Below are 18,393 nucleotides of genomic sequence, written 5' to 3'. Positions count from 1 at the left end.
CCGGAACCATTATGGAAGAGGAAAACAGTATGAACGATCAAAGCGCCTCACATGTGATAGATCATCCGGCCAAGTCGTCCAAACCTGTCATCAGACAACCTCTGAAGACCCGGCTGCGCGTGTTGATTGTCGATCCATACGGAGAATTAGCAAGCTTTACCGATACTGCGCTTATTCAGGATCGCATGCTTGAGATTACCCAGAGCCCGTTTTTACCTGCTGACTCCTCTGTGTTCCATCTTGCGCTTATTCACCTGGGTACCACTAAATCTGAAAACAGCCAGTTACTGGAACAGCTTTCCACTGCGCTGCCCCACCGCATCATCGTGTGCCGCGACTTAACCAGCGATATCGCGAAACTGGCGGTACAGTTTAAGGTGGATGATTTACTCACATTGTCAGATCTTCCAGAGAGTATTTACCCCGCCCTGTCGCTGGTTGCTGATGCCATCAGTGAAAATGTCACAACAGCGCCTCAAACCACGGTGATTAATGGTAAAGCAGGCTCCGGTGCAACTTTTATCACCTGTTGTATGAGCGAGATTTATACTGACATGCTCAATAAAGAACTGGCACTGATTGACGCTGATTTTAACTATGGCTCACTGGCGCACGGGCTTCGCCTGAAGAACGACTATTCTATTGATAAAGCGGTCAACGAACTGGAAAAACTGGATGAAGCTGCAGTGCGCTCTATGATGGCGCACAAAGAGAACATTCATCTTATTGCAAACGCCCCCTTCTCTCGCCTGAAACCTACAGGCAGGACGCCTGAGCAACTGGACAAGTTGTGCTGGAAGATTCGTCAGACATTTCCAGAAGTACTGGTAGACATGTCCAAGGGTTTGGAATATCAGACCCTGCCGTTGCTGAGTCAAAGCGCCACTATCTTAGTGGTGATGCAACTAAGTGTCGCCGGACTTCGCGAAACACAGGCGATGCTCAAAGAGCTGAAGAATAACGTGGATATGCATGGCAAACGTCTGGCGATTATCGTCAACCGCTATGTCGCAGGTAAAGGCGAGATTCAATTGCCCGATGTGAAGTCGGTACTTGGGGTGACAGATATGTTCACCATCAGCAATAACTTTGAACTGGCAAAGCTGCGCACTGATTTAGGCAAGCCGCTGGAGTCACTGGCGAATCACAAGCAGATTGAGAAAGAGATGCGTGCCATTGTCCACTTTGCCACAGGTAACATCATGGATAATTCAAACAACAAAAAAGCCGGCTTTTTGTCCCGTCTGCTAAGGAGCAAGTAATGGATGGTGAATCGCATTTTGTCGACCCTTATCAGCAGTTAACCACCGAAGATGTAGACACCAAACAAGAGATATTTAATGAGGTGCTGAACCTGCTGGACCCTTCGATGCTCGAGACTATCGAAGAAGATATTGCCCGGCAGCAGATTACTGAGTGTTGTCGACGTTTGTTAGAGAATTACTCGCGTCCCATCAATATGGCTACACGAACCATTATCACCCGGTTAGTGCTGGACGAAATTCTGGGGCTGGGCCCACTGGAAGTGTTGATGGCTGACCCCACCGTGTCAGATATTCTGGTGAACAACTACAACAATATTTATGTTGAGCGTGGCGGCCGTCTGGAGCGCGCTGCGGTGCGGTTTTACGATAACCGGCATCTGATGAGCATTATTGATCGCATTGTTTCACGTATTGGCAGACGGGTTGACGAATCTTCTCCCATGGTTGATGCCCGCCTCGAGGACGGCAGCCGGGTCAATGCCATCATTCCGCCTCTTGCCCTGGACGGCCCGTCCATGTCCATCCGACGCTTTACTGTCGAAAAGCTCAATGTCGAGCAGCTTATCAATTACGGGTCCATGACATCAGATATGGATATCCTGATAAAAGGGGCCGTTAAAGGCAAACTGAATGTGCTGATATCCGGGGGAACCGGTAGCGGCAAAACTACCCTGTTAAATATCCTTTCCGGCTACATTCCGGCAAGTGAGCGCATCATTACCATTGAAGACTCCGCCGAATTACAACTTCAGCAACCCCATACAGTGCGCCTTGAAACCCGCCCGCCCAATATTGAGGGACGGGGCGAAGTCACTCAGCGAGATTTGGTGAAAAACTGTCTGCGCATGCGCCCTGATCGCATTGTTATCGGTGAGGTGCGTGGCGCTGAAGCGATTGACATGCTGGCGGCCATGAATACTGGTCATGAAGGCTCCTTAGCAACCCTGCACGCTAACAGCCCCCGGGATGCACTGGGCCGCCTTGAAAACATGATATGCATGGGCGGCTTTGATATGCCTATCCGCAATATCCGGGCGCAGATTGCTTCGGCCATTGATCTGGTCGTGCAGACACAACGCCTTGAGGATGGTAGTCGTCGCATTATTAGTATTCAGGAAGTAACCGGCATGGAAGGCGAAACGATTACGATGTCTGAGTTATACAAATACGAACGGCGCGGCATTGGCAGCAATAACGAAGTAATGGGTACGTTTAAAGCGACGGGTGTAGTACCACTGTTTCACCGTCAACTAGTGGCTAAGGGTATTGATATGCCTCACCGTATCTTTGGCGTGGATGCGGATATCCGCTTATAGGGGGGGCACTGATGAGTATTCAAATTATATTTTTAGGTCTGGTGTTTCTGGCGGTAGTATTGTTATCCCAAATGCTCTTTGTTTCGGTAAATAGCCCACAGCGCGCCGACAGCAAAGAGTTAAAACGCCAGCTTGATATTCTGGTTGAACAAGATAGCTATTTTCCCCGACAACTACTGCTCAATACCCGCTTAAATCAGCTTTCTGCATTTCGCCGGTCGCTGGAAAACATCCCCGTTGTCAAGTCGTTCACATTTAAACTGGAGCTGAGCGGATCGAAGATGTTAGGGCATGAGTTTTTGTTTATTGCTGTGATTGTTAGTACCGTTCTGGCAGCGATTCTGTGGGTTCTTTCCCGTGACCTTCTGGTATCCATTGTCTGTTTCGGCGCTACGATGGCTGCATTCAACTTTAAACTTCAGCGTGACATTAATAAACGAATGGATCGCATTGAAGAGCAGTTTCCAGAAGCGCTGGACGTGCTCAAAAGAGGGCTCCAGGCAGGCTATTCCTTTAACGAAGCGTTAAAGCTTGTTTATGAAGAACTGGCTGGTGATTTGAGCAATGAATTAAAGCTGCTGTTTCAGCGCATCAATCTGGGCGCGGATTTGAAAGTCGCTATGCTCGCCTTCGTGCGCCGTGTTCCCAGTACTTCAGCCATGGCCTTTGCCAGCGCAGTAAATATTCAAAAAGAAACCGGTGGCAACCTGGCGGAGAACATTGAAAATCTTTCTGTACTGATTCGTCAGCGCTTCCGGTTTCGCCGTAAAGTGCGCACCCTGTCGGCAGAAGGCCGTTTGAGTGGATGGATACTGGTGCTTTTACCCTTTGCTTTATTTGCATTGCTCTATGTCACAACTCCCTCATATGTAAGTGAACTGTTTACTACGGAATCCGGACATGAGCTGCTTAAGTGGGGGCTCATCGGTATGCTTGCCGGTACTTTCTGGATTAAAAAATTACTGGAACTGGAGGCGTAACCATGGAATATCTTCGCGGACTCCTTTACTCGTTTACCAGCAATGAAAACACCGTCACTATGGCAGTATTGGGCATTGCGTTAATGGCTGGCCTGATGCTGGCAGCAGCTATGTATTATTTAATAAGTGGCGCTTACTCCCCCATTCGCAGGCAGGTTCTGCGCATGCGCTCTGCAACTGTGAACTCGCCAACAGAACCAAATTATAAACATTATCTTGAAAGCACATTGACCAAGGTAGGTGGCAGTTCAATCTTTGAAGGAGCATTAAAGAAAGACCAGGAGACTCGCAAACTATTAATCCACGCTGGGTTTCATTCTGAAAACGCTCTAAAGATTTACTATTCCCTGCGCCTATTGTCGCTGCTGATCGGTGTTGCGCTGGCGATGGTAATCTTCCGGCTGTTTCCGGATTTAAGCACAATGGTTTCGGTCTACGTCATTCTGCTGATTGTTGGTAGTTTTTTCATCTTACCCGGCATAGCACTGACCAAGCTGGCGGCAAGTCGTATGCGCAAACTTCGTCGCTACTTTCCGGATGCCCTGGACTTACTGGTGGTCTGTTGCGAATCAGGTTTGGGCTTACTGGAGTCATTTCAACGGGTGAGCAATGAGTTAAGAGCAGTTCATCCCTATCTTGCACATGAACTGGGCCTGGTGGTGAAAAAAGTTAAGGTTGGCATTCCCCTTTCCCAGTCATTAGAAGAGTTCGGCCATCGTACCGGGCTGGAGGATATCCGCGGGCTGAATTCAGTGATTGTACAAAGCATTAAACTGGGTACGGGTGTGGCTGAAACCATTCGGGTTTACGCCGATGAATACCGGGACAAGCGGCTGCAGGCCGCTGAAGAAATGGCAGCAAAAATTGCGGTCAAAATGATTTTTCCGATGATGGTGTGTATTTGGCCATCCTTTTTCATCGTCGCCATAGGCCCGGCTGCTTTGAAAGTTATGGAAGTGTGGGATAAGGCATTTTAAAAAGGAAGCTGCAATGAAAACATTATTAGCGATATTTGCCGCACTGATTGTGCTTAGCGGCTGTGAGTCTACAGATAAAACCGCACAACAGGCCGAAGAGGCCAACAAGGTTCCTGTGGAGCAAATGATTACAATGGCAGGGCATTATGAAAAAGGCGGCGAATATGAAAAGGCACTGGTGTACTACCTAAAAGCGCTGGAGGAAAGCCCTGAAGATATTCAGCTGGCCTATCGTGTCGCTGAACTGCACAAGCAAATGGGCAAACCTGAATATGCCCTGCACATGCTACAACGAGTCATCGCCAGCGATCCTCATCACGCCAGGGCGTTGAGTGAAGCGGCGATGATTTATCTTGAGAATAAGGATGTTGCCCGCGCCACCGATTACTTTTTAAAAGTACGGGCACTGGATCAGAAAAGGCTCAGAGAGACCACTGCACGTAAAACGGGTTTTGTCTCACTGGACAACGCGTCTCCCTTGGACGCATATAATGGACTGGGCGTTGCCTACGACCTTACTGGCCGATATAAGCAGGCACAGGAGATGTACGCACTTTGTCTGGATATTGCGCCCTACTCGCCTGTGATTTTGACCAATGTTGGTTATTCATTCTACCTGGCGGGCCAGTACTCAGATGCTATAAGCCATTTTCAACAGGCAATCGAAATTGCGCCTTCACATAAGCGAAGCTGGTCAAATCTGGGATTGGTGTATACACGGATGGGTCGTTACAACAAAGCGTTTCAAACGCTCAAAAGAGTGATGAACGATGCGCAGGCTTACAATGACCTGGGTTATTTTTTGATGCTTGAATCACGGTATGAAGAGGCTGAGTATTTTTTTGAAAAAGCCATCAATGCATCACCTAAATATTATAAAGTTGCCTATGAAAACCTGAGCGATGTCAGGCATCAGCGGGCTCTGGCGGAGGGTGGCGACATCAGCATGATGCCGTGAATAAAACATCAGGGGTACCAGTAGTCAGGTACCCCTGAGATTAAAAAGTGTAATACAGCACCAGTGTGCCACCTTTCAAAATACTGCCATAATTGAAATTAACACCGACACCATATTCTTTGATGTAAGCATCTTCATCACGTTGTTTTACCCAACCCACCTCGGCTTCGTAATAATGTCCCGAGCCCATTTGCTCAGCTAACAAGTTACTAAGCTCTACGCGGGAAAACCGGTACTTCATCGATTGGCCGTCGACGTCGAAAAATGTCACGGGCTGGGATACATTCAGACTGCCTATTACATACCATTCGTTTGGTTCCACATTGTGGGCCGGGTTCTCGTTGTCCAGAGTAAAACCGTGTAGATAATGAAAGTCGCCGGATATGGAAAAGTCAGCCCCAAAGCTCTGCCAGGAATATTTGAGTGATGCCACCGGCTCCAACATGAGCATTTCGACATCAAAATTCACCAGAAGCCCGTCAAAGACGTCTCTGATTTGTTGGTCCACATCAGTGCGATAGTCAATGCGGCTACGGTATTTCATCCAGGCCACATTAAGGTCTGCACTTGCCTGCCAGTGTTCATTGATGTCATAGGTCACCCCACCACCCAATGAAAGCGAAATAACTCTGTCAGAGAGTTCATCACCGCGATCACCCACTTCATCGCCCAGGAAAAGTTCCTGCTCGATATTCACGTAAGATGCTCTGCCACCTAATCGCCATTTAAGATCTGCGGTCCTGTGCGACGTGATATTCAGCGGGAAGTTAAACTGGTCAATACCACTACGCAATGACGTTGCATCGGCAGACCCCAGCGCATCATTGTTAGTGCCGATAACATCGTTGGGGTTGAAGTTAAAAAAGCCTAGCTTAACCACATCGTTATCACTAAGTAATGAGGCGGTGGCAAACGCGCTCTCTACATTTTTACCGGCAAGCTGATTAAGTTCATCAAACGCATCAGCCGATGCCGCCCCGCTTCCAATCGCAAGAGGTAGAAACAGGGAGATGTTAGTCAGTCGCATGGACAATTACCAGTTGAAACAGTTTGTATTTTTACTTGTACTCATGCGATTTTGATCGACGTTGCGACAATATTGTAATTTAGCTATTGTATAAAAAGCATACTCCTGAAAGGACGCATTATTCATGGGGTGCTACCGTCCGATGGGATAAATTAAACAAGGAGAATCGTATGCCATTCGTCCGTACCCGCTTTTTGATTCTGTTATTGTTAAGTAGTGCCTCTGGCGCAGCGCTTAGCGCCGATAACAATAATATGGAAACCATTGAGGTAACGGGGAAAAAGCCCCTGCAGCTATACTTTAATTTGCGTGATGAGAAACGTCATAAGTTTATGCGATACTTTAATAAAATTGTGCAGGACGACGACTTAAAATTTGACTGTAAGCGCTTTGCCCCTACCGGCACACGTATTTGGCGAGAAGTGTGTAAAAGTGCCTTTGACTGGCGCATTGAAAAAGAAATCATTGATGAAGAAATTTCCCGCGGGAATATGTTTGGTGCTGCGCAAATAGCAAAAATGGGTAACAAAGAGCAACGAGATCGTAAAAAGGAGCTCACCCGAACTATTAAAGTCATGCTGGCCACTAATAAGGAGTTTGCAGAGTACTGGAATAGTTTTAAGGCTGCAGATGAAAATTTTAAAAATGCGCACAGTAAAGCATTTGGCTCTCTAAGTATGTACAGCGAAGAGGATGAGGACGCCCAAGATAAAGAGTCAGCCCCCTGATTAACAATACTGAGTAAGAGCGAATAAAAAAAAAGCTGACAAATGTCAGCCTTTTTATTTATTGAATCCAGAATTACTAGAGTAATTAGTTTTTCAGTTCGCCGCTTGCCGACTCAATATGAGCACGGACAAACCACTGGAATTGTTCTAAAGCAGCTAATTGGCCGGTGATCATATCTTCAGAAACCGGATCTAATTCTCCGAGCACTTCAATCGCATCGCGGTGGTCACCATTTACGCCAGTGTAGACTTTGTCCAGTGCGACCAGGTGGTCATTAACCAGCGCTCTGCCGATTTCATAATCATCCCAGCTACGAGAATCGACAATCGCTTTTGGCGTGCCCTTGGGAACGCCGCCTAATGTCGCAATGCGCTCAGCAATGGTATCTGTCATTTCACGTACTGCATCCACCTGCGGATCCAGCATTTCATGCACACCAATGAAATTCGGGCCGACGACGTTCCAGTGAATATGCTTCAGTGTCAGCTGCAAGTCGAGTAAGGCAGTCAAACGCTGTGATAGTGCTTTCACAGTTCGTGTTGCAGATTCTTCGTTCATACCCGGAGCGGTAAAGCCATTTGTGTTGCTCATAGTCTCTCCTGTTGTAGTGACTAAAATGTCATCATCTTCCCCACCAAGCGGTGTACCGAAGATGTCATCAAAAACAATCACCCATTCAAACGAATATAAGCCGTAAAAGGATTATTATGATTACGTAATGTGATGCATCACACGCCAGGCGATGGCGACGTGCTGACAGGATGAACAAATAGAAAAGAGAGGAAGTGACCAATAAGCGGGCACTGAGGCCCGCAAGAAAATAATCAGAAGTAGTCAGAAATGATATTGTACGCCAAGCGCCAGACTGTCCCAGTCGAAACCAGACAGTTCTGGTAGAACCTGATATTCCAGGGTGGCAGAAATATTATCAGAGATATGGTAATTTAACCCTGCGCCGTAACTTACGCCGGTGGTATCCTCGAATGAACCAGAAAACCTTACTGAATCATCTTCGCGACTAACTCGGTCGATTTCAGTTTCTGAATAGCCCACGACGCCAAATACGCTTAAGTTATGGGTAACCGGATAAGCCCCCCTGATATTCACCGAAGCCTGCCAGTCTATTTCTTCCTTATTCAGATAGCTCGAACCTCCAAACTCGTAGGACTCGGTATAGTCTGACAAACCTGTTCCCAGTCGCGTTTCCAGTGACCAGTAATCACTGAATTTATATCCTGCCAGGACACTGAACACATTAAAATCTCTACCACCTACATCAATCGTTTGACGACTGATATTCCCTCCCAGATAAATATTATCGGCTGCAACGGCGACTGATGAAGAAAAAGCACAGCCGGCGAGTACCAGCGCGGCAAAAGTATTCCTTTGCATAACGTATCCTTGTAGTTAATTAAATGCTCTGCGATAACCAATAAGCAGTAATGCTTTTGCAGAGTCGTGAGTATGACAAAAGCAGGAAGCGAATGTTCTGAAGATTATTGAGAATTGCCGTTGAGAAAATACAGAGTAAGATTAAGTGGATATAAATCAGAATTTTAGATGACACTGTTGATGTGTAACAAAGTATTAGCAAGCCGACTTATGAGCGGAAAAGTATGGTGAGATTAAAATGGCAATTTTCTGACGGTGGGAATAAAACAGGCCCTTTTATTACGCCAACGGAAGCCTGTATGTAATGAAGATTACTGTTGACGACGACGTCTGTACATTGCCAGGCCGAAGAATCCGCCGGCTAGTGCACCAAACAACGCCGGTTCTGAAACATCCGCTGACATAGGTACAGGTGCAGTAGCCGCTAAGCCAAACTGCGCGCCCATCAGCGTGTCACCCTGGATATCGAACGTGTCTTCCAAAAGGTCGCTTGCAGCATCGAGAAAAGTAAGCGAAATCTGAGGGTTCGATAAGTTAGTAATCGCCGCAGCATCCAGCCCGGTCAAATCCAGACTGAATAAATCAACCATGCCACCGCCGTTTACATCAGCAGATAAAATTGCTGTACCGGTGTTGATCATAAAATCACTAAGTACAACCGTGACATCATCATTGTCATCATCGTTACCCATGTCACCGGTCAGGCTGATACTTGAACCTTCATGTTCAATGGTGCCGGCTAGCGTTGTAAAATCCAGGTCCCCACCGGTTATATTAAACCCTAGCGTTAGCGGCTCACCGGAAACTAACTCTCCACCGAGTAAGCCAGGCGTAATACCCAGGTCAGCGAGAGGCGCTGTCACTTCAACATTTGTCTGCCCGCCCATTATGGGCTCAGCATACGCTGCTCCGTTGTATAAGAGCGCGGCACCAATCGCTGCGCCGATTATTCATTTTTTCATCATTTTATCGTCTTTTTACGTAATCGTAGTCTCTTGCAGGTGGCTATACCTAACACTGGATTACGCTGAAGACGCCCGCACAGGTTAAAAATTATACAAATTTAATGTTACTGAAAATCAGGGTTATGAAGCGCTAAGAACTTAACAAAAACCTTAGAATGCGTGTTTGAACTACGTTATTACATTGTTCATAGTCATTTTCCAACCCTGGTGCTTTCATCTTTTTACCTTCAAAAATCTGTGCAGATACCTGGTATTTATAGAACAAACAACCGTCGACCTTTTACAGTTGCTCGGATTAAAACTTGTGGCGGGATCGGATACGGGAGGTTCGGCCTTACGCCGTAACATTCATACTCGTGTTCTAACTGAGGGACTTCGACCAATAAGCACATTATTGCTCAAATCGTTTATGCGACATTACACGCTCAAAATGTGCAAAATGTCGTTTAATTTCTCAAGATCTTAACTTTGACGCCGAAAACATAAGAATATATTTATCTAAATTCAGAGGCTCATATGAACACGGTAACAGCATCCCCGAATTTTGGTCAGCAAGTTCATCAACTTAAGGCATCCCGTGCAGAAGAGGGGGCTACTGGTCCTTTAGGTAAAGAGGTTTCAGCAATGGCGCATGCGCGAAATGCCGAACGTCAGGCTGAAAAGAGCGCTTCAGAAACAGTGAATACGACCGACCAGGTAGAGCTGGATATTAACGACAATACAAATACTGACACCGCCGTTACAGCGATTGTTACTCACAACATCAATGAGGCATTACAGTCTGCTGATGAAGCAACCGACACCTCGGTTTCACTTCGAACGGCCACAGAGGGTGAATCATTAGGCGATGTGCTCCGTACAGGTTTCTCCTCATTACTGTCGGGCTATCAGCAACAAAACCCTGAAAAAACAGCTGACGAGGCACTGAGCAGTCTCACCAAACTGCTTCAAGAAGGTGTTGATAAAGGTTTCACCGAAGCGCAGGATACGCTGGCTAGCGGAGGTACACTGGATGAAGAAACCATTTCACAATTAACGGCATCCAAAGATGAAATTCATTCGCTGATAAATCACTTGGCGACTGCTGTTTCAACCGGTGGAAGTAGTCAATAACTGATACGTGAGAAGCGCTGAGAACCCGGCTTACCGGGTTTGAGTACAGATTTGCCGAAAAGTGATTTCTGTTGGGTGAATTATTACAGTGCGTCTGGCTTTTTGCTTTTCTTTTAACAGCACGTGTTATCAAACCCAATAGCGTTAGCTCTCAACACGTGCGGCTGTATAGCTTCACTGTGAAGTCAGAATATAAAAAAGGCGAACTATATAGTTCGCCTTTTTTGGTTAGCCAACTTTAATGTCAGCAGTTATTAATAAAACTGACGAAATATAAATAAGTCTGTGAACACACCCCTTATAGAATTAAGGCTAGAGGGCAGTAACAAATGAAATAAGTTTGTGAACACCAAAAATTAGACAAAGAGCCTTATAAAGCTCACACAAATTAGTTTGTGAACAGCTTAAGAAACAACAATTTATGTCAAATTTCAAAAGCTAAAATACTGATTTTGTTGATTTAATAAATAATAAACCTTGAATTCTAAGGCTAGTAACAAAAAGGGATATTTACAAGTATTTAAGTCTGCTAATTCTAAAGTCTGACACGTCGAATGTCACGGCTGGATATGAAATCGTGAGCGAGCTTGGTATCCGAACTACGCTATAGGCATTTTAAGTAATGTTACCCTGAGACTGTTCAGGTCTTACTACGTCGGTAACATCTTGGTATTTGAGCGGGAAGATGATCGTATAACCAAACTTTGTCATGTTTGTACAACCACATGTAAGCTGTCCCATTTTTTAATTTTATGTCATTGCGTCGCGGGCATTGTAACTCATTGATTGTATTCAAAAGCGATAAGCGCATTCGCTCACGCTTTCGTAGCTTTCGAGTATCTGCTCTCAACTCAACAATATCTGGGTGCTGGCTCAAAATCGTTTCAATAGCTCCTGTTGAGCAATGACACTGCTTGGCAATATCTTGAGTTGGATATCCAAGAGCCAGTTTATCGATTATTTCATCTTGCTCTGGTCGAAATATCTTCTGCGGACGAAGGTCGAGTTCAATTTTGTGTATTACAGCCACTTTTTTAACAAATCCGATAGATACACGAAACTTCTCTGACACTTTTCTTAAGCTCAGTCCACTTGTCAATGCATCTACAATGGTCGCCTCAATGTCAGCTTCTGGCTTCCGAACCTTTGTCAGTGGCGGACACTTTTTTACCCGTTCTGAGGTATTTGTAAATGACATTAGTGTAGCGATATCACCAAACAAGAATCCTATCAGAAGCAAGTGTTTGATGGGGGAATGACAAGCGTCTTGATAGGCAAAAAGATTGGAGGGAAATGGAAGGCTGTGCTGCGTTGAGAGTGCATCCTTAAAACACGGATGATATGACAGCCCTTGCCAGAAAGCTGACATTTCTGTCCGCAACTGTTGCAGCCTGAGATGTCCACAAGATGTAGTAAATCCTCTTGCGATCAGCCTTGAAAAGTAACGCTCATATAGATCAGGTATCAGGCCTACAGTCTTGCCTAATATAAATGACTCATTAATCAGCAATGACAAGTGACGTTCAGCTTCGCTACCTTCGGGTGCCTTTATCGATTTACTATCGCTGACTATAGGCCAAACATCAAATTTCTTCCTACTAAGACACATGACAGACAAACGTTCATTGTGAAAAACACAATGCGTTAAACCGGGTAACTGATGCCCAACATGCCAATAGGCGAGTCCAGCGCTCTTCTCATCATCTTGAGCGCACTGAGAGCAGTACTTCGCCTCAGGAGTGAGCTTTTCTCTGGACGCAGTAATACCGAGCGCTTTAAATACATGGTTGCCTTTGCCAACTTTAAGCGCGTCGACTGCACTCTCATACCGTTTTTGAGGGGTAAAAGGGCGATAAATTGGCAACACAGTGTGTTCTGTAATCCAACTATCGCAAGGAATGTTACTTTGGCCTTTTAAGTGAGGAATGACGGAAGGAAATTGCGAGCAAAACTGAAGAGAGCGTGAGCCAAATAGTGCTGATACGATGCGCTTATCCTTTCCTCCCCCGTGCGTAAGGACGACCCTCTGGATCACGCTAAACAGCGCCTCATCTGCAAATGGCCTCGGGAAAAAGCGTCCCAGTTGAACACTACGCACACTTGCTCTCATTATGTTCTATTGTCTGCGATTCGATAAAGTCGGGGCCTAAAAACACCCATACCAGCAAAAGGTAAAAGACAGGCGAGTAGCGTTTGCGATGTGAAAGTATCTGAGTAAGACTAAACTTAGGATCTCTCTTTATTTCATTAATGGAACGAGTGCCCCGTTTAAGAAACGCCTCATATCCGGCTTGTCTAACCTTGTACGCAAAAGCAGAAGTATCGAAATCTACCTGTTTAGTATTTCTTTTTCTGGCTTGTCGAATATCGTCAGGCGTGCCTAAAAGCGTAGTGAGGTGCTGAATAATCGACTTTGCTAACCCTCGACACTGGTACAATTTTTTATTCAATGCCAGCGTTTCTAACCATTGCTGAAAATCAGTAAGAGCGTCAATTGAACACGTTTCTTCATGCCATAAATCAGTAATACCATTAATTTCAAGTAAGTATGGACGGCGCAACTCAGCCGTTGCCTTTTGATAAGCGATTAATCTCGTGTTATGGAAGCGACATCTCAGTAGCAACGGCGACTGGTGAAGGGTTTTCCAAAAGCCAAGCCCAGACGTCGACACACTTTCCTTCAAACAGACAGGGCAATATCGCAGGAAACTATGCGCTGTCTCAGTGGCAACTGCATATTCACCCGGCAAAGCGTAGGTAAGCGGTCTTCGTTCATTAAAAAACGTATTGTAGAGAGGCAACTGAGTAGCTTTTTCTAATACAGAACCATATTGGGTAAAGTCGACAGATGTCATAGTCGAAACAACCTCAATCCATTTGCCACTGATGTCCACTGTTGCGTTTTTTGTTTTCACTTTTCTCGAGTCAATTGATTGCATTTTGGGGACGGCTGATTGAGTAACCGCCCATCTTGTTATCGTTCCATATAAAAATTCGCCATCAAGTAATACCGGAAAAAAACGAGGCTTTGATGAAGTCATAGTTTTCTCAACTCCCTCTCCGAGCATACTCGCGGTCCTTTTACACTAGTATGTAAGGTCCGAGGTTCGAGAGGCTCACCGGCTGATTCAAACTTATCGTCTTGCATCTGAGATAGTTCATCATCTTTGTAGTCCCTGAGTTTCTCCATTTCCAACTCATACGTCTGAGCACTCTTATTTTTTAACGCTTGAAGTGCTGGTTTGAGTTTTACAAACTGATTGTCAAAAACAGCCTTAAGTACATCACTGTATTGACTAGGCTCCGGCCGTTTGCGATGAAGATTATCTAGAAACAAGCGTAATAGTTTGTTCAATACCTGATGGACACCCTGACTGTGTTCATAAAGTTGAGCTTTGAATTCTTCATAGCGAGCAGGCGTGCCATTGAACAAATATGGCGGAAGAAAGCAGTCAATAAATTGTTGAAACTCGTCATCGAAAAAAGACAATTTTTCACACCGAATATCGCGCCCCGAGGTGAGACGCCGAGTTGTCGTGAACTTTCTAAGCGACTCGTCATCCGAGTTACTCTTGCTATCAAAAAGTTCAACGCCCTCTTCCGTGCTGGTCATAATAATGGGGACACCCACATTATTAAAAAGAGACTCCAGATATTGAATGGTAGGCGAGTCGTCTTTTTTAGCTTCTGCCAGCAATTTTTGGCATTCGTCAATGTGCGTGATGCCAATACCGAAACGTTCAGCAAGTAGCTGCATCTCAATTAGAAATGCATATGTTGCTTGTTTACCCTTATACCACTGCTGCGTATAGTTCGTGCCTACGAGCTTATCAGTAGCCTTGAAAAAGTTAACGCCAAGCGCTTTAACACTTTTTAGGTTTGAAATTTCGAAAGATACTGTGGGCACTTGGTCAATAATCAAAGGGTGTCCCTGATACAGCTCGTGTCGAATAACCGGCTGGAACATTTTAAGGATAAGTTGGACTCTTTCAGTCTTCCCAATACCAGAGATACCAGATAGCAGGGTACAACTGCCACTCGCTGTCTGCTTATTATTATGTGGATTTGGCACAAACTGCCCTCTTGCGACACCAAGCATCTTTGCCTGCTGCATGGGTGTTATCGGGTTTCGATGCACATAGCCGTTGACCATTTCACTGTGAATATGACGATATATTTCATAATCAAGTGGAGATGGGATATACGCTTTTTCTAGTCGCTTTATATAACGTTGCGCATGCTCAAATGGCAGATTGAAAAAGTTATAGGGCAGTTCCGGCGTGTTGGTGATAAAACCCAGAAACTCTGCTTCACTGTATTGAGGATATAGTGCTTCGATTAGAGGATTCCCCTGACATTGAATGTCAAAGTGAGTTCGATACTCTGCTGGATACCATTCGTAGGGTTCGGCAAATGACATTAGAAAAACTCCCTTGATGATTTTGGTTTAGTAGGTGCCGTAGAGTCACATGCGGTCGGCTCTAAAGGGTTTGCACTCTGCTCAGGAAAATTAGGTGACATGTAGTCATTGATTCTGTGTGCATCCCTACAGGCTTGTTCGCCACGCATAATGCCATTGTGATTTTTGATTTCCTTTTGATAACTCCGCTGCGAATTAGTAGGCACGCCTGCCAATGCCGCTTGGTTAGCCTCTATACGCTCTTTTTGACGTCGCTTGTTGTACACCCGCCCTGCCTGCTGGCTGTTTTTTCTATCACGCTGAATTTGCTTACGTGCCTTCACGGACTGCTCAAATTCAAAAAAGCTCATATCCTCAAATTGCGAATTTTGCGTCTTTAGGTCGAGTGGGTAGATAGTATTGTTGTCTCGGTAATAGACACGCTTAATACTGCCACTGGCTATAGCTACTTTGATTTCGGTCGTGGCACCAGCAGCCTTGTGCTTTTTCTGTAAATACCAATTTTCCAGCTCCTTGAACTCGCCGTCATATTGCAGTTGAGGGTATTTTTTTAGTGTGATCCCATCAGCATCAATTCGTGCCATTTGTTTGGGCAATAACGTATATTGAAGCTCCGGAATTTGCGCTTTAGACACCGGATTTCCGCCGGACATTTGATGCTCTATACTGTAATTCCATTGCGCAAGTGGCGTTGGTTCAACACCCGCTGAAAGCATGTCTTGGTCCAATGAACACTCGCGGTCTGCGGTTTTGTTCATCAACACAATTTCATCTATCAACTGTGCCGTGATGTCTTCAATCGTTAACAGCGCTTGTTGACTTGCATCCTGTTCCATAGCATCTTTGCCTGTATCAATCCCTCCGGGATTATTGGATACAATTCTGTTGAGTTTTCCGAGCGTACTTTCCGAATCAGCCTTTAGATCGCCACGCCCTTTCGCTACTTGCTGACTTCCCTGAAATTTAAAGGGTGATGCCATGATTTCACTTTCTTGCTCATGCGGATACTCAACGCCGTTATCAATTTTATAAAGCATGTGCAGATGACGCGACGGCCAGTCTCGCTCTGCTAACTCAACACCATAGCGAGCAGCAAACTCAACTTTGTTCTCTACGCAATTAATGATGCATTCCGCGATATTATCCCAGCAGGGTGGTCGGAAACTGATGTGGAAGCCAAGGATAAATTTAGTGTAAACGTCTTTGGCGATAACTAGCCAAGGGCGGCCAGCAGAGAAACGCTTGTCATGTACTCCGGGCATTCTTGCATGCAAATCTAATTGCGTATGATCGAATTCAACAACATGCCCAGCACCTACGACGCCATCTTTTGCGTCTCCGCGCTTTGGTCTGTGGTCTTTATCAAACTTATGCTGACCATCCCTGAATTTAATAAACTTTTCGAGAGGCAGAAGCTTTTTGAAATGATACCTGAACGTATCTTGCGATATGATTTCGCTTTCTGAATAGGGAAATTCATAGTTGCGTTGCTTATTAATTGTTGCGTGAGGTAAGTCGAATTTATCTTCATAGCGAACCACATATTCATCATAGAGCCGAGAAATATCTAATTTTCCACCTCGCAGCGATACTTTGTTATCTCGAATCAAATCCTTGATGATCCTTTTGTCTGACTCGTTTGCCCCTCGGTTATTTGAATAAGTACCGGGGCGCCCACGTTTCCTGCGTTTGGTGTTTTTGTTGGTCTTGGTCTCGCTATTACCATCAATCGCCCTCTTCTCAGTACCACAGAATTCGAAACCAAATGGCAGCAATGCATTCGCCGTGAAACCAAATACAATATAAAGATTTATTTTACGTGTAATCGTTGTGGTAGACCCATACCCTCCCTCTAAACAATATTGTTTTATTTCCTGATGCGCTTCACCTCTAAGATATCGCATCACAAAATAACTGAGCTCATAATGCTCTTGGGGCAGTAATGGCCTGATTACCTCAAACGCCTTATCGCGGCGGCTTAACCATTCTTTCGTTCGAATGGTTAGTAATTCCTCATCAGACAGCCCCAGAAATTGCGGCATTATAATGGTTAGCGCATCATCATCTTTTTTAATGATATCGAAGGCCTCGGCAAATTCAGTGCGACTGAAAAGGCGAGGTTTAGACGGCTGTGCCTGACGGTTTTTTAGTTCGAAAGTCTCAGTATCATGAGAGTACCCCAAATACTGGGTGTAGTTGGCAACCCCGACACTAAGTGTCTGGGAATCGACATAACAGATGCCGAAAACATCGTCTTTTTTTCCAAATCCAGTGGGAATATCAAAAGTATCTTTAAATTTTACAAGTGTAAGTCTTGCCGGCATACCCCCTCCCTAAGCCAACAAAACTGGCTTGTGGTACATTAATGGCACAGGTGCTTTGAGAGGAATGAGACCAGCCAATGTCGCGTTTTTAAAAACTTTCTCTGCCGTGAACTGATGGACACCTATCAATTGCGCTATTTGAGTAAGTATGGCCCGCAGAGGTAGTTTTGGTGCTTTAGCCCAACACTTTGCAAACAACCCACTGAATTGCGTTAGCTCATTACTCGACAGAGACGGATCATAGTGCATCGATAGAAAATCCAGATGCTTTATCCAATTTTTATCAACACTCACAGCGCTTATCGGATCGCATGGGATATTCCGAGCTTCCCAGAATGCCATTTCAACTTTAAGCTTGTTATTAGTCCGGGATTTGGCATGCGAATATATCTCAAACTTGACAGGGTGTGCCCGTTTAACTAAAGCTCCGCCCCGGTTAAGCGTCACAACAAGATCAGTACTCATAATGTGGTGAATATCTCGTTGGTACTCATATGGGTGATGAATCTTGAGTTCTTGACAAATCTTCCACGTCTCTTTGATGTCTAGGGCGTACTGCTCGTCGATAGATACCACGTCAGGGCGCCAAATCATGTCCTTATATACCTTGTACTCAGCGTCTGACATCAAATGCACAATTCGTTGCTGCTTTGGACAAAAAAACTTGTGTTTACGCCCCGTCGAATGGAGTTGATGGGTTTCAAAAAAGGGTCGGTATGGACCTAGCTCTATGTCTTTTCGCCACTTTCGATAGCGTTTCCACTCTGATCTTGAAAGCAGGATCCGTTTTCTTGCTTCCGGGCGCATTTTTCTTTGTTTCAGTTTGTCTTGCATGTTTACTACCTCTTCTAATTTAGTCGTAGGTAATAATTAGTAGACGTCAAATGAGAAGACATCAATTTTTTTTCAAGACTTTTAACCCATTGT

16 protein-coding genes are annotated in these 18,393 nt (G+C 45.2%); 7 read left to right on the top strand and 9 right to left on the bottom strand.

Going from position 1 to position 18,393, the window contains the following annotated elements; all coding sequences use genetic code 11:
* The first annotated feature begins 29 nt into the window (after window positions 1-29).
* From FBQ74_RS04795 to FBQ74_RS04775, 5 genes are read left to right on the top strand one after another with little or no spacing between them, the layout of a single operon-like run.
* A complete protein-coding gene (locus FBQ74_RS04795) occupies window positions 30-1,262 on the top strand; it encodes an AAA family ATPase (protein ID WP_168190606.1) in 1,233 nt (410 codons plus the stop codon).
* Entirely contained in the window at window positions 1,262-2,581 is a 1,320-nt protein-coding gene (locus tag FBQ74_RS04790; RefSeq protein ID WP_139755589.1) for a CpaF family protein, read from the top strand. Before FBQ74_RS04795 ends, FBQ74_RS04790 begins: the two co-directional genes overlap by 1 nt.
* A gap of 11 nt (window positions 2,582-2,592) precedes the next feature.
* A complete protein-coding gene (locus tag FBQ74_RS04785) occupies window positions 2,593-3,561 on the top strand; it encodes a type II secretion system F family protein (protein ID WP_205912279.1) in 969 nt (322 codons plus the stop codon).
* Window positions 3,562-3,563: 2 nt separating this feature from the next.
* Complete coding sequence (locus FBQ74_RS04780) at window positions 3,564-4,538, top strand: type II secretion system F family protein (protein ID WP_139755587.1); 975 nt, start codon at window positions 3,564-3,566, stop codon at window positions 4,536-4,538.
* Window positions 4,539-4,551: 13 nt separating this feature from the next.
* Window positions 4,552-5,496 carry a tetratricopeptide repeat protein gene (locus tag FBQ74_RS04775; RefSeq protein ID WP_139755586.1) on the top strand — a complete coding sequence of 315 codons (945 nt, stop codon included), beginning with the start codon at window positions 4,552-4,554 and terminating at the stop codon, window positions 5,494-5,496.
* Window positions 5,497-5,536: 40 nt separating this feature from the next.
* Here the strand turns inward: FBQ74_RS04775 and FBQ74_RS04770 are convergent, their stop codons facing one another.
* Complete coding sequence (locus FBQ74_RS04770; protein WP_139755585.1) at window positions 5,537-6,523, bottom strand: Solitary outer membrane autotransporter beta-barrel domain; 987 nt, start codon at window positions 6,521-6,523, stop codon at window positions 5,537-5,539.
* Between the two features lie 170 nt (window positions 6,524-6,693).
* Here FBQ74_RS04770 and FBQ74_RS04765 point away from each other — a divergent pair, with 170 nt between their 5' ends.
* Window positions 6,694-7,251: a hypothetical protein gene (locus FBQ74_RS04765; RefSeq protein WP_139755584.1), complete on the top strand. Its 558-nt coding sequence runs from the start codon at window positions 6,694-6,696 to the stop codon at window positions 7,249-7,251.
* An 85-nt stretch (window positions 7,252-7,336) separates the two neighbouring features.
* On the opposite strand, the gene dps is transcribed toward FBQ74_RS04765, so the two are convergent.
* The 3 genes from dps to FBQ74_RS04750 all read right to left on the bottom strand — a co-directional run bounded on the left by dps (window position 7,337) and on the right by FBQ74_RS04750 (window position 9,531).
* On the bottom strand, window positions 7,337-7,843 hold the full coding sequence (dps, locus tag FBQ74_RS04760) for a DNA starvation/stationary phase protection protein Dps (RefSeq protein WP_139755583.1): 507 nt from the start codon (window positions 7,841-7,843) through the stop codon (window positions 7,337-7,339).
* 243 nt (window positions 7,844-8,086) lie between these two features.
* Entirely contained in the window at window positions 8,087-8,644 is a 558-nt protein-coding gene (locus FBQ74_RS04755) for a porin family protein (protein ID WP_139755582.1), read from the bottom strand.
* Between the two features lie 311 nt (window positions 8,645-8,955).
* Window positions 8,956-9,531, bottom strand: a complete 576-nt coding sequence (locus tag FBQ74_RS04750; RefSeq protein ID WP_139755581.1) for a hypothetical protein — start codon at window positions 9,529-9,531, stop codon at window positions 8,956-8,958.
* 594 nt (window positions 9,532-10,125) lie between these two features.
* On the opposite strand from FBQ74_RS04750, the gene FBQ74_RS04745 reads away from it, so the two are divergent.
* A complete protein-coding gene (locus FBQ74_RS04745; protein WP_139755580.1) occupies window positions 10,126-10,722 on the top strand; it encodes a DUF5610 domain-containing protein in 597 nt (198 codons plus the stop codon).
* 640 nt (window positions 10,723-11,362) lie between these two features.
* On the opposite strand, the gene FBQ74_RS04740 is transcribed toward FBQ74_RS04745, so the two are convergent.
* From FBQ74_RS04740 to FBQ74_RS04720, 5 genes are read right to left on the bottom strand one after another with little or no spacing between them, the layout of a single operon-like run.
* Window positions 11,363-12,820, bottom strand: coding sequence for a TnsD family Tn7-like transposition protein (locus FBQ74_RS04740; protein WP_168190605.1), 1,458 nt, complete (start codon window positions 12,818-12,820; stop codon window positions 11,363-11,365).
* Window positions 12,813-13,763 (bottom strand): TniQ family protein, encoded by a 951-nt coding sequence (locus FBQ74_RS04735; protein ID WP_168190604.1) that lies wholly within the window; start codon window positions 13,761-13,763, stop codon window positions 12,813-12,815. The genes FBQ74_RS04740 and FBQ74_RS04735 overlap by 8 nt, the downstream gene beginning before the upstream one ends.
* Window positions 13,760-15,142 carry an AAA family ATPase gene (locus tag FBQ74_RS04730; protein WP_139755577.1) on the bottom strand — a complete coding sequence of 461 codons (1,383 nt, stop codon included), beginning with the start codon at window positions 15,140-15,142 and terminating at the stop codon, window positions 13,760-13,762. Before FBQ74_RS04730 ends, FBQ74_RS04735 begins: the two co-directional genes overlap by 4 nt.
* Complete coding sequence (locus tag FBQ74_RS04725) at window positions 15,142-17,466, bottom strand: hypothetical protein (protein ID WP_139755576.1); 2,325 nt, start codon at window positions 17,464-17,466, stop codon at window positions 15,142-15,144. Before FBQ74_RS04725 ends, FBQ74_RS04730 begins: the two co-directional genes overlap by 1 nt.
* A 9-nt stretch (window positions 17,467-17,475) precedes the next feature.
* The gene (locus FBQ74_RS04720; RefSeq protein WP_139755575.1) at window positions 17,476-18,300 is read right to left on the bottom strand and encodes a TnsA endonuclease N-terminal domain-containing protein; all 825 of its coding nucleotides are present in this window, start codon (window positions 18,298-18,300) and stop codon (window positions 17,476-17,478) included.
* Between the last annotated feature and the right edge of the window lie 93 nt (window positions 18,301-18,393).

This window comes from Salinimonas iocasae, assembly GCF_006228385.1.
In the GTDB taxonomy this organism is placed as follows: domain Bacteria; phylum Pseudomonadota; class Gammaproteobacteria; order Enterobacterales; family Alteromonadaceae; genus Alteromonas; species Alteromonas iocasae.
Note: the sequence above shows the minus strand (reverse complement) of the source record. Positions and strands in the feature narration are given on the sequence as shown.